Raw genomic sequence first — 13,176 nt, forward strand, 5'->3', positions numbered from 1 at the left:
CATCTTTCAGGTTATCAGCCTGACCAACCCACGAGTAATGTTGCCCTTTATATTCAAATTTTACTACCCATTGACCATCATCACGGCGATGTGGGCGGCAAATTTGGGGCGATATCTTCGAGGCGATAAATCAATTCATTATCTGATTTAGCGGAAACTTCTGGTGAATTGGAGCCATGGGCTGGATTGGCCATGTTATGAAATTCCAGATGGACAAAACAACGCATTTTAATGATCTACAACATTAAGGCAATCGATTGCGTTTGGTTTTACTTATCCCAAACGGCTTAATTCCGTCACATTTTTAAATGTTTTAACTTGTATTTATTAATAATTTTCTTTCTAATCCGATCCCTATCTGCTCTTTGGCGTTTTTATAGGATGATTATAACGTCACATTAAACTTACATAATATTAACAATGGATGGGGTACATAAATGTATCATCTGGATATTTATGGCACGCTCGTTGCTGCCACTCTTGTTTTGCTACTAGGAAGAAAACTCGTAAAAACAGTTCCATTTCTTGAGAAATACACAATCCCTGAGCCGGTCGCCGGTGGATTATTGGTTGCTTTAGTTTTATTGGCGGTTAAACAAACCGTAGGTTGGGAAATCAGTTTTGATTCATCTCTCACCGAACCTCTTATGTTGACGTTCTTTGCCACAATCGGCCTGAACGCTAACCTTGCCAGCCTGAAAGCGGGCGGAAAACTTCTGATAATTTTTGTCTTTGTGGTTGTTGGCCTGTTATTAGTGCAAAACACCGTAGGCATCGCATTGGCGAAAATGCTTGGCCTTGACCCATTAATGGGTCTGCTGGCGGGTTCTATTACACTCTCCGGGGGGCACGGAACGGGAGCCGCTTGGGGTAAATTATTCACTGAACGTTACGGCTTTGAGAATGCGACGGAAGTCGCAATGGCATGTGCGACATTCGGTTTGGTCTTGGGTGGTTTGATCGGTGGCCCGGTTGCACGTTTTTTGGTGAAAAACATCAAAACACCGGGTTTGCGTACAGATGATACAGAAATCCCAACTGCATTTGAGAAACCTTATACTGGTCGTCTTATCACGCCATTGGTGATGCTGGAAACCATTGCCATGATTTCCATCTGTTTGTTGGCGGGCAAATTTATTGAGAAACTGTTGCAAGGCACTTCATATGAATTACCGACATTCGTGTGTGTGCTGTTTGTTGGTGTTATCCTCAGCAATGGTCTGTCTATGCTTGGTTTTTATCGGGTATTTGACCGAGCGGTTTCTATATTGGGTAACGTCAGTTTGTCACTGTTCCTTGCAATGGCACTGATGAGCTTGAAACTATGGCAGTTGGCTTCCCTTGCACTACCAATGCTGGTGATCCTCACTGTGCAGTCAGTGGTGATGGCGTTGTACGCGATTTTCGTGACTTACCGTATAATGGGCAAGAATTATGACGCGGCAATATTGTCAGCCGGTCACTGCGGTTTTGGCTTGGGCGCAACACCAACAGCTATTGCAAATATGCAGGCGATTACTGATCGTTTTGGACCATCACATGTGGCATTCCTTTTAGTGCCGATGGTTGGTGCATTCTTTATTGATATCGTTAATGCTGCTGTTATCAAGTTATATCTGTTGTTACCGGTATTCCCATCTGTTGCAGGTTAATTTGACACGCTTGTGATATGGCCTGATATCTTGGCTAAAATGCCGCTGAAATACTCAGCGGCATTTTAGCCATTATCCCATCCGGCTTTCTGACGTTTGGTTTTTACATCCACCTTAATAGCTTTCTTATTTTTCAGCAGGTTAAGGGCTATTTTATTCATTAATGCGATGTTTCAGCGGCATGACCACTTCTTAGACGCTGTCTGTTTTCACCAAAACTGACGTCTATGAGTATTTAAATAATACCTATTATGTATCAATTACAGAGATTTTTTGTACAAGAGTCAGATAATTTTTCATGCCAGTTAGCATGATGGGATGGGCAGATAACATCAATTTTCGCCACTTGTATACTATTCCAAATAACAAAATTATTCATAAATAAATTGATGTTGTTACTCTATTTTGATTTATCCATGGGGTTTCTAAGTTATCATTTTAACTCAGAGGCACTGGAATTAAATAATAATCGAAATGAATTATTTTGTATTTCACGTTGATGTCTTTTTACGATCGTTTTCATCGTAGCAAAAACCTGGAATACAAAAAATGAGTGGAGCAATATTATGAAAAGTTATTTAATTATATGCATTTAAATTAAAAAAGATCACTTTCATACAACAATATTATAGTTTGCAAACATATTGGAGAGCGACTACAACTCCGAAAAATCATTTCATCTTTTAGAAAGTAAAAGGTGAATTAAGAGATAAAGTTAAATGATGGCGGATTTGCATGCATAATAAATAGTTTTATCCTATAGACAGAAAATTAAATATCACTGCCAAGGACAGTTACAGCTATGTCAAAAAATATTTCTATTGCATTACTCACCCTCGCTTTATTTACGGTGACATTTGCTGTTAACCTTCAAACACCTTTATATGGAGTTTATGCTGCGAAAAGCGATGTAGGGGCAACCGCCGTGACTATAGCTTTTGCTGCTTATGTAGCAGGATTGATGCCGACATTACTCTTGTTAGGGGGATTATCGGATCGGATTGGTCGCCGATTACCTATTACGATAGCTTTGTTGCTTGCAACAGTAGCGACAGTGCTTTTAGTCTTGATTCCTAGCTGGGAAAGCCTTTTTATTGCACGGGTACTACTTGGTATTGGAACAGGATTAGTAACAACTGCTGGTATGGCTTATATGACCGAAATTATGGGAGCTGATAGCATCCGGCGTGCTGCCCTGATCGTGACATCTTCCACCTCGCTAGGTTTTGGCGGAGGTGCTTTGGCTACCAGTTTAAGTCTTGGGTTACAAGGCTCAACTCTCATGCCCGCTAGCTTTATTGCACTATTTGCTATGGCGCCTATTCTTGCTCTCATTGGTTTCAAGATGCCACGCATTGATGTACCTCAACATGTTTCGCTCCTCCGATTTCCGGTGTTTCCTAGTGGAACGTGGGGGTTTGGTATCGCTATGGCTTTGGCATGGTCAACAACGGGAATGATAATTGCCGTAGTACCATTGGAGCTAAAAGCTCAAGGTCTGGATGGCTGGGCAGGGTTTGTCATTTTCTTAGCGATCTTTATCGGCTTTCTCTGTCAGCCCATTGCTCGCCGAATGATGAATTCAAAGGCACTTATTTTAGGATTATTATTAACTCCGCTCGGTTTTCTTATTCTCCTTGTTGGCCTATGGACTCAATCAATAACACTAATATTGGTAGGAACATCCATTACCAGTGCATCAAGTTATGGTTTCACTTACCTTGCGGCTTTATTCGAGTTCTCTGCAAGAGTTCCAGATAATCGAGCCAGAGCAACCGCAGGCCTTTTTATTTACGCTTACATTGGTTTCTCTCTCCCAGTTATTGCGAGTGGTGCATTAGCTGATATGTTCGGTTTACTGCCTGCAATGGTTATATTCTCGGCAGTCCAGATAATCATCACATTAGTTACTATTTGGTTTTGGAAAAAACATTCAGATTTTTAAAAAACAAGCTTTTGGCAGCCATAGATCGATTTCAGAAGTAGCTCATAAAAACTATTTTTATATTGATGAAAGGTGGTATAAGTGAATATTTTAGATAAGGATCTGAGTGTTACAAAATTAATTTCTCAAGTACAACTCAATGAAATGAAATGAAAGGAGATTGGCGATATGCCGTTCTCAGCGATATTTAATCTCGGCTTAGTGATGTTGATTTTCCTTGTGTTTTCTCTAAGAGAGCATTTCGAAAGCAGTTGTTGAAATTTATTTTCGTGGAAAATATTGAGACAAGCGGTATCCAATATTTAGGTGAAGGACTTAAATAATATGTAGAAATATCCAAGAATTGGGATGGTAATTTAAATACAGCATATCCACTTATTGTGGCGTTCTCCTTGGATGTTATAAATGTTCAGTCTGTCGATGAATATCATGTTTTTGGTTGGAAAGTTCTGCAGAAATTACATGATATTGATTCTGAATCTTGGCCAGATAATGTTGGAAAGGATTCTAATTCTCCATCTTGGTCCATGTGTTTTAACGGCATGCAGCTATGCGAACCTTCGTTAAATCTCCCCTTTGCTGAAAGCAGTGCAATGCAATTTGCACAAGCTCTGACTAAACGACTAGATCGTTATCGCTAAGGGCATCCTCCTCCCTCCTATAAATTACATTGCGTGCTTGAGAGGCTATTCAAAGCCTCTCATTACGTAGTCGATTTAGGCATGGCTGTACTGCGAGCTATCCGGTAGCCACCGCTCAATCAGTGCCTTGGCATGTTCAGGATAGTGCTGCTGGATATAGCGAGCGATGCGTTGAGCTTCGGGCAGCATACTTTGATCCCGCAATAAATCCGCGATCCTGAATTCTGCATTACCAGTTTGGCGTGTGCCAAGCAATTCACCCGGCCCGCGAATTTCCAGATCTTTCTGAGCAATTACAAAACCGTCGTTACTGTCCCGTAAAACTTGCAGGCGAATTTTGGCCGTTTGGGTCAGAGGGGTTTTATAGAGCAGGACGCAGTGGGAAGCAATGGCCCCACGCCCGACACGCCCGCGAAGCTGATGCAACTGAGCCAATCCGAGCCGCTCAGGGTTGTCAATGATCATCAGGCTGGCATTAGGAACATCAACCCCAACTTCAATAACTGTAGTGGCAACCAGCAATTGTAATTCACCTTGTTTGAAAGCCTCCATGATACTTTGCTTTTCAGTGGGCTTCATTCGTCCATGTACTAAACCGATTTTCAGTTCCGGCAACGCAAGAGCCAGTTCTTCGCTGGTGGCTTGTGCTGCTTGCGCTTCCAACACCTCAGAATCTTCGATCAACGTACATACCCAATAAGCCTGACGGCCTTCATCCAGACAGGCATTTTTGATACGCTGGATAATATCGTTCCGGCGGGTATCAGGAATGGCGACGGTTGTCACTGGTGTTCGCCCCGGCGGTAATTCGTCGATGATGGATGTATCCAGATCGGCATAGGCGGTCATTGCCAACGTGCGTGGAATGGGGGTGGCTGTCATGATCAACTGATGGGGATGGAAGCCCTGTTCTCGGCCTTTTTCCCATAAAGCAAGGCGTTGATGAACACCAAACCGATGTTGTTCATCAATGATGACCAGCGCCAGTCCTGCAAATTTTACCTGCTCCTGAAACATCGCATGGGTTCCGACGACCATGCTTACCTGACCATTCGCAATCGCTTCTTGTTGTGCCTGACGAGCCTTGCCTTTTTGTTTGCCAGCCAGCCAGCCGATTTGAATACCGAGTGGTTCGAGCCATTGGCGGAAGGTATTGGCATGCTGTTCCGCCAGCAGTTCAGTTGGCGCCATCAACGCAACCTGCTTACCGTGAACAATGGTGCGAACTGCCGCCAAAGCCGCGACCAGCGTTTTACCTGATCCGACATCCCCTTGTATTAAACGCATCATGGGAACGTTCTTTTCCAAATCGTGCTCGATTTCTGCAACAACACGCGCTTGCGCCCCTGTCGGTGAGAAGGGTAATTGATTGAGAAGCTGCTGCTTTAAGGTGTCATCCGCCATGAGTGGTTGGGCGCGAAAGCGCTGTGCTCCGGCTCTGACTGCCAACATACTCAAATGGTGTGCCAGAAGCTCTTCCAGAATCAATCTGCGCTGGGCCGGATGTCTGCCGTTATCTAAATCAGTCAGGGATATGTCCGGTGGAGGACGATGCAATGTATGAAGGGCATCGGGCAGGCTAATAATCTTCCGGCTGAATTCTTCAGGTAGCAGTTCGTTAACAGCACAGGTATCCAATATCTCCAAGGCTTGTTCGATCAACTTACGCAGCGTTGTTTGGCGCACTCCCTCGGTTGTGGGGTAAATGGGAGTCAATGTCTCTTGCAGTTGAACACGGTTGGCGTGTTGCTGGACTTTATATTCAGGATGAATAATCTCTGGCCCCTGATTTCCGGGACGAATTTCGCCATAGGCAACGACGTGTTTCCCTTCGGCCAGATTGTTTTTCATGGCAGCGGAGAAGTTGAAAAAACGCAGGGTCAATACACCTGTTCCATCGCTGATTTGGCAGGTCATGATGCGCCGGCGTCCAAAAGTGACATTGGTACGCAATACTTCACCCGTTACCGTCGCGTGAATGCCAGTCAGCAACTCATTGATGGTATACAGGCGGGTTTGATCTTCATAGCGGAGAGGCAGGTGCAGCAGCAAATCCTGTAGATTGACCAACCCTAATTTGGCGAGTTTAGCGACCTGACTGGCTCCAACACCATACAGAGTGGTTAAGGGAATGGCATCAAGTAGTTGGCCTTTCATGCGATGTCTCCGTCGGTGTGATTTATATCCTTGTATACCTGTTGTCTTTCAATTCGCCGCTTTGTTGGCTGCGCTCACTTGCTGTCGTGCTGCATCTTGAAATTCAATGGGTATCGATGGCGCAGTCGTTGCCTGCATTGCTGCCCACCACACTTCACTTGCGATGATTTGCCCTTGTTTATCAATCAATGGCTGTTCCAGACCCTTACGGTGAGAAACGGCTGCCAAAACGGGATATCCCCCTTCGAAAAGCAGTTTTTGTTGTTCCTCTTCGGATAATATGCTCTTTTCCCGCTGGTACATGCCGGCCAGTTGCCGCTGCCGCTGCGCTTCATACAAGATTAAAGCAGATGCTACTGAGACATTCAACGATTGCACCATACCAGTCATTGGGATGATGATGTCATGATCTGCCAACGCGATGGCCTGCTTTGAAATACCTTTCTTTTCCTGCCCCATAATGATGCAGGTAGGTTTGGTGTAATCAATTTGGCGGAAATCGACGGCTTTATCGGAAAGATGAGTCGCCAAGATCTGCATGCCATCGGATTTAAATTGTGCAATGGCCTGTTCAACTATGGAGTGTGTCTTCACTTGTACCCAACTGTTACTACCCGCCGCGGAGGAGAGTTGGGTTCTTAATGGTTGGTTGGGCCAGATGGCATGGATTTGGTGGAGGCCAACTGCATCCGCCGTACGAATGACAGCAGATACGTTATGGGGTTTGTGGACTTCTTCCAGACAAATTGTCAGGTCAGGTTGGCGCATTGCCATCATTTGGCAAATACGAGCGTAACGTTTAGGATTCATAACCTTTAATTTCGGTTACGGCTGACCCGCATCACGTCCGGCATAACACGTATCTTACGCATGATATTCGCCAGCTGGATACGGTCTTTGGTCGTCAGCCTGATGAAAGCACAATAGACGCGGCCATCTTTTTCCTCTGTATTCATGCTTTGAATGCTGGAGTTTGCATCATTGATGGCGGCGGTCAGATTTGCCAGTGCGCCTTGATGGTTAAACATATCAACTTTAATTTCAGCAATAAAATCACTATTGATATCTTTATCCCATTCAACAGGCATGAATTTTTCTGGTTCTTTCTGATATCCACGAATATTGCGGCACGATTCGTGGTGGATCACTAAGCCTTTCCCCGGACTGATATGGGAAATAATCGGGTCGCCTGGGATTGGACGACAACATTTTGCAAAGGTGATCAGAATACCATCAGCGCCCTTGATAGGCAGCTTACGCGTTGCATTGCCACTGCCGTTTGATGTTTTTTCCGCTGCACCCAATAATAAATTACGCGCGACAACCACGCTCATGGCATTGCCCAGCCCGATTTCGGCCAGTAAATCATCCAATGTAGCAAGTTTCATCCTTGCCAGTTCTTTATCGATATTCTCTTGTGGAATATCGATGACTTTTGTACCGTTGCCCAGTGCATGATTGAGTAGACGTCGCCCTAATCCGATGGAATCATCCCGTTTCAGGTTTTTCAGCAACTGGCGGATTTTGGCTCGGGCCTTAGAACTGACGACAAAGTTTAGCCATGCTGCATTAGGACGAGCACCGGGTGCTGTGATGATTTCGACGGTTTGCCCGCTGCTGAGCGTCTGTGAGAGAGGATAAGGCAGGCGATCAACGCGTGCGCCGACACAAGCATGACCGATATCGGTATGGACAGCATAGGCAAAATCGACAGGGGTCGCACCAGCCGGTAACTCAACAATTCGTCCTTCAGGGGTAAAAACGTAAATCTCATCGGGGAACAAATCAGATTTGACACTCTCAATAAACTCAAAAGAGCTTCCAGCGCTTTGCTGAAGCTCCAGTAAACTCTGCATCCAACGCTGGGCGCGGACTTGTGCAGTTGTGCCGGACTCTCCCTGTTCTTTATAAGCCCAGTGTGCCGCCACCCCCATTTCTGCCATCTGATCCATATCTTCGGTACGGATCTGAACCTCAACAGGCACACCATGCGGGCCAATAAGGGAAGTATGCAGGGATTGATAGCCGTTAGCCTTGGGGATAGCAATATAATCTTTTACTCTGCCGGGACGCGGTTTATATAAACTGTGCATTTGCCCCAATACGCGATAGCAGGTATCAAGATTATTGACGATGACACGAAAAGCGTAAATATCCATGATGGAATGGAAACGCTGTTCTTTCAAATGCATCTTGCGATAGATAGAGTAGAGATGTTTTTCGCGACCACTGACGGTACATTGGATGCCAGCATCTGTTAACCTGCCTTCAATTTCAGACAGAATTTTCTGGATCATCTCTTTACGGTTACCACGGGCGGCCTTAACAACCTCTTTAATCACGCGGTAACGGTTAGGATATAGGGCTTCAAACCCAAGCTCCTCCAGTTCAGTTTTCAGGTGATGGATACCCAAACGATGAGCCAGGGGGCTATAAATTTCCAGCGTTTCCCTGGCAATGCGCCGCCGCTTATCGGGACGCAGGGAGCCAAGGGTTCGCATATTGTGTGTACGGTCTGCCAGTTTAATCAAGATGACGCGGATATCCTGCACCATTGCCATGATCATTTTGCGGAAGTTTTCAGCTTGTGCTTCCTTTTTGTCACGGAAGTTCAGCTTATCCAGTTTAGAAACACCTTCCACCAAACCGGCAACGACCGTGCCAAATAACTGTTCTATGTCCTGAAATGTTGCTGGAGTATCTTCAATTACGTCATGCAGAAGTGCCGCCATAAGTGTTTCATGGTCAAGTCGCATTTCGGCCAAAATACAGGAAACGGCCACAGGGTGAGTAATATATGGCTCACCACTGGAACGGGTCTGCCCTTCGTGGGCATCCCGCGCAACCACATAGGCCTGCTTAAGTAGATCGATTTGATCTTCAGGCAAATATTTCAGAACAAGCTGATTCAAGCTTTCAAACAGGTACAAGGCAGACCTACCGTAAAATTAACGACGACCTTCAGCGATGGCAGAAACAGCTTTGATTTCTGCGGCTTCTTGTTCTTGCTGTTCCTGACGCTCACGAACATCAAGAATTTTATTGTTGATAAGGCCTTGCTCGATTTCACGCAGAGCGATAACAGTCATCTTATCGTTTTCTTCTGGAACGAGGGGATCTTTGCCACCTGATTGCAATTGACGTGCTCGGCGAGCAGCGACCAACACCAGGTCAAAACGGTTACCAATTTTTTCTACTGCGTCTTGAACAGTTACGCGTGCCATATGTGTGCTACTCCACAGATAAATAAATGACTGGGCATAATACTGAAACTTGGTTCAGTCTGCCAATAATTTGCTGATTAAGGCATCATGCCGCTGAGTCTGACGATCTAATCGTAGACGCTCTGAACGAATAATAGATTGTAAATCGGCCAGTGCCGTATTGAAATCATCATTGATGATGATGTAATCGTATTCGTTGTAATGATCCATCTCTGCGACAGCCTGAGCCATTCGTTTAGCAATAACTTCTTCGCTGTCCTGACCACGTCCGCGCAGGCGGCGGAGCAACTCTTCCCTGGAGGGCGGAAGAATGAAAATGCTGCAGGCTGCTGGCATTTTCTGACGGACTTGCTGCGCTCCCTGCCAGTCAATATCAAGGAAAACATCAACACCACTGGCGAGAGTGTCTTCAATGACTTTTCGGGATGTACCGTAATAGTTACCAAAGACACAGGCATATTCCAAAAACTCATCATGGCTGATCATATTTTGGAATTCATCTACTGTGATGAAAAAATAATGTTCACCATGATTTTCGCCTGAGCGGGTCTGACGTGTTGTATGTGAAACAGATACCTGAGTGTCATACAAAGGCTGAGTTTTCAGTAAAGCCTGAATGAGGCTTGATTTGCCTGCTCCACTCGGCGCAGAAACAATATATAACGTTCCTTGGTTCATGATGATTTCTTGACTGGTTGGGTATAAACAAATGCAAGCGCAGGAATATAAAATCCCACATAGTATACACGGATAGGTCAATCCATGCAGCGTTACAATACATGCCAACGGACATTTCAACAAAATTTTTTCTTAACAAACTGACGTTACTGCTTAATTTTGCGAAACAATTTCAGGAAAAATAAACGGTTGCAGAAATTGAGTGTTTATTTTTCGAAACGCTTCGCAAACCCACATTTTCCCCCTTGGTAAAAATTACTGGGCTTTTTATTCTCTGCTCGTGTTTCAGGGAGCTAACGGAGCAGGGATGCTTAACTTTCTTATTGGTTTTCTTATAACAGTCTGTGTGTCGCTATTTGGAATGCCTGCGGCATTTGCTGACAAGGGACATTGTTCTGCATGGATACAGGAAAAATGGTCACAGGAAAAACTTCAGCATGAAATAGAGCATCTGAAACGACAGATGGCGAAATGGGATGCTCTCTATCGCCAGCAGGGTGTCAGTGAAATAGATGATGAAATCTATGATCAATTACTGGAAACTTTGGTGCTGTGGCAAAGCTGTGCAAACCAGATGCCAGACAGCACTTTCGAAATTAAGGTATCGCAGGAGGGAAAACAGCCTCACCCTGTCCAGCATACCGGCTTAAATAAGCTAAAAGAGGTGTGGAAAGTTCGTCAGTGGTTGCAGGGAAGAACGAAAGTCTGGTTGCAACCTAAGATTGATGGTGTTGCGGTTACTTTGGTCTATGAGAAAGGTCAATTAGTGAGGTTTATTAGCCGCGGTGATGGAATAGAGGGAACTGACTGGATGGATAAAAGCCTGTTTATTCCCAGTATTCCGAAACAGATAAAAAATGCACCGGAACATATGGTATTACAAGGTGAGCTTTTTTGGCAGCAGAAGGAGCATCGGCAATCCATTTCAGGTAGCCACGGCTCACGTAGCAAGGTTGCGGGGTTAATGATGCGCAAGACACCTGCTGCGCAGCTTAAGCAAATTGGCGTCTTTATTTGGGGTTGGCCGGATGGGCCATATGACATGGAAGTTAAATTGGAACGATTGGCATCTATGGGGTTTCCTCTCGTACACCAATACAGTCATCCCGTTGCTACCCCGGAAGATGCAGAAAAAAAATGGAAAGATTATTTTGAATTGCCACTTCCTTTTGCCTCAGATGGTGTTGTTTTACGGCAGGAAACTGAACCGGCCGGACGGCAATGGCGTGCCGGGTCAAATAGTTGGGCGATTGCATGGAAATATCCATTACTCCAACAAGTGACAACGGTAAAAGATGTCAACTTCACAATAGGCCGGACGGGGAAAATATCCGTTGTCTTGGGATTAGAAAAAGTGAGGTTGGATGATAGACAAATTAGCCGTGTCAATATCGGTTCTGTCAAACGATGGAAGCAATGGAATGTTTATCCCGGAGATAAAATAACAGTAGCGTTGGCGGGGCATGGTATACCTAAACTCGATAAGGTGGTATGGCGTATGGCTGAACGTCCTGATATCCAGCCACCTGATGAACAGGATTATCACTATCTTAGTTGTTTCTCTTTCAGTTATTTGAGTAATGTGAATGAACATTATTGTCAGCAACAGTTCATTGCCCGCCTGACCTGGCTTGGAGAAAAATTGAAAATGAAAGGCATTGGACAAGGAACATGGGCCGTTCTGGTAAGGCATGGGCTTGTGACGAATTTAACGGATTGGCTGGCGTTGGATAAAGCACAACTTGAAAAAGTACCCAATATCGGAACTAAGCGTGCTGAGTTGATTTTCTCCCAATTACAGCAAGCGAAGTCACGACTGTTTTCATCATGGCGTGAAGCAATTGGCCTACCTTATGCCAATCGGTTTACAGAAAATATGGGTTGGCAATGGAATATGCAGCCAGAGGGTGCTGACACTAAACACTCACTATCATTAACGGCAAAGCAAGCAGAAAAAATTTCAGCTTTTTTACAGCATCCAGAGATAAAGAGGGTAATTCAGAGTCTGGCTGTACATGGTATCAAGGAGGATAAATGGATTGGGGAGATAAACACGTCAGAGAAGCAAGATGTCGAGCCGATGGATAAAAGTAGGAGAGATGGGGCGGCAAGCCACCCCGAAGCGCATAATTAAGGTTAATGGTCTGCACTGTCATAGTTAAAGATAGGTAATCCAAGGCGATAACGGATAGCAATTAACCGTGCGGCGAGTCCTGCGATAAGCGTAATCAGGATCACGCTATTTGGATGCAATGGCGTATGTAATAAAGCGATATAGAGCCAGGCGGCGGCAAAAGAGACCCCTGCATAAATTTCTTTTTGGAATACTAGCGGGATGGTATTGCAAAACATATCGCGCAATACCCCGCCAAAAACACCAGTAATTACGGCGGCAATGGCTGCGATGATCGGGCTGTAGTGCATATCCAACGCGATTTGAACTCCAATGATGGAAAAGACAATTAAGCCAATTGCATCAAGAATGAGAAATAAACGGCGTAAGTGCTTCATCATGGGTGCAACCCAGATGGTGACCACGGCAGCACAAGCAACGGTCACGATATACTCTGGATTTTTTACCCAGCCGAGAGGGTAGTGACCAAGGATCATATCTCGGACGGTGCCACCACCAATGGCCGTCACGGAAGCAATAATAATAACGCCGAACACGTCCATTTTTCGGCGACCAGCGGCTAAGGCACCTGTCATGGCTTCAGCCGTAATACCAATAATATAAAGGACACTAAGTAACATAATTTTAGTCAAATAAATAACGTAGAAGTAAAGAGTACTGTTGAAATAATAACTCCTCGCCTGAATTTTTTTAGTTAAATTTCAATAGAATTAGTTTTTTTCATCCGAAATCTCTCAATGTTAAG

At 44.8% G+C, this 13,176-nt stretch carries 10 protein-coding genes; 4 read left to right on the forward strand and 6 right to left on the reverse strand.

Annotation, left to right across the window (positions count from 1 at the left end):
- Positions 1-437: 437 nt before the first annotated feature.
- The 3 genes from gltS (at position 438) to AACQ81_RS19815 (ending at position 4,238) form a co-directional block, all read left to right on the forward strand.
- A complete protein-coding gene (gene gltS / locus AACQ81_RS18595; RefSeq protein ID WP_237385817.1) occupies positions 438-1,652 on the forward strand; it encodes a sodium/glutamate symporter in 1,215 nt (404 codons plus the stop codon).
- 802 nt (positions 1,653-2,454) lie between these two features.
- Positions 2,455-3,597: an MFS transporter gene (locus AACQ81_RS18600; RefSeq protein WP_237385818.1), complete on the forward strand. Its 1,143-nt coding sequence runs from the start codon at positions 2,455-2,457 to the stop codon at positions 3,595-3,597.
- A gap of 332 nt (positions 3,598-3,929) precedes the next feature.
- Positions 3,930-4,238 (forward strand): YqcI/YcgG family protein, encoded by a 309-nt coding sequence (locus AACQ81_RS19815; protein ID WP_443089520.1) that lies wholly within the window; start codon positions 3,930-3,932, stop codon positions 4,236-4,238.
- A 75-nt stretch (positions 4,239-4,313) separates the two neighbouring features.
- On the opposite strand, the gene recG is transcribed toward AACQ81_RS19815, so the two are convergent.
- Genes recG through gmk form a run of 5 tightly spaced genes read right to left on the reverse strand, consistent with a single transcriptional unit; the run spans position 4,314 to position 10,297 of the window.
- Positions 4,314-6,395: an ATP-dependent DNA helicase RecG gene (gene recG / locus AACQ81_RS18605; protein ID WP_237385819.1), complete on the reverse strand. Its 2,082-nt coding sequence runs from the start codon at positions 6,393-6,395 to the stop codon at positions 4,314-4,316.
- Between the two features lie 48 nt (positions 6,396-6,443).
- On the reverse strand, positions 6,444-7,205 hold the full coding sequence (gene trmH, locus AACQ81_RS18610; RefSeq protein WP_237385820.1) for a tRNA (guanosine(18)-2'-O)-methyltransferase TrmH: 762 nt from the start codon (positions 7,203-7,205) through the stop codon (positions 6,444-6,446).
- A 5-nt stretch (positions 7,206-7,210) separates the two neighbouring features.
- On the reverse strand, positions 7,211-9,325 hold the full coding sequence (gene spoT / locus AACQ81_RS18615; protein WP_237385821.1) for a bifunctional GTP diphosphokinase/guanosine-3',5'-bis pyrophosphate 3'-pyrophosphohydrolase: 2,115 nt from the start codon (positions 9,323-9,325) through the stop codon (positions 7,211-7,213).
- A gap of 18 nt (positions 9,326-9,343) precedes the next feature.
- Positions 9,344-9,619: a DNA-directed RNA polymerase subunit omega gene (rpoZ, locus tag AACQ81_RS18620; protein WP_013185697.1), complete on the reverse strand. Its 276-nt coding sequence runs from the start codon at positions 9,617-9,619 to the stop codon at positions 9,344-9,346.
- Positions 9,620-9,673: 54 nt separating this feature from the next.
- Entirely contained in the window at positions 9,674-10,297 is a 624-nt protein-coding gene (gene gmk, locus AACQ81_RS18625; protein WP_237385822.1) for a guanylate kinase, read from the reverse strand.
- Between the two features lie 307 nt (positions 10,298-10,604).
- Between gmk and ligB the strand changes: the two genes are divergently transcribed.
- Positions 10,605-12,431, forward strand: a complete 1,827-nt coding sequence (gene ligB, locus AACQ81_RS18630) for an NAD-dependent DNA ligase LigB (protein WP_237385823.1) — start codon at positions 10,605-10,607, stop codon at positions 12,429-12,431.
- Positions 12,432-12,433: 2 nt separating this feature from the next.
- On the opposite strand, the gene AACQ81_RS18635 is transcribed toward ligB, so the two are convergent.
- Positions 12,434-13,051, reverse strand: coding sequence for a trimeric intracellular cation channel family protein (locus tag AACQ81_RS18635; protein WP_237385824.1), 618 nt, complete (start codon positions 13,049-13,051; stop codon positions 12,434-12,436).
- Positions 13,052-13,176: the final 125 nt, after the last annotated feature.

This window comes from Xenorhabdus sp. Sc-CR9, from assembly GCF_963897815.1.
GTDB lineage: Bacteria > Pseudomonadota > Gammaproteobacteria > Enterobacterales > Enterobacteriaceae > Xenorhabdus.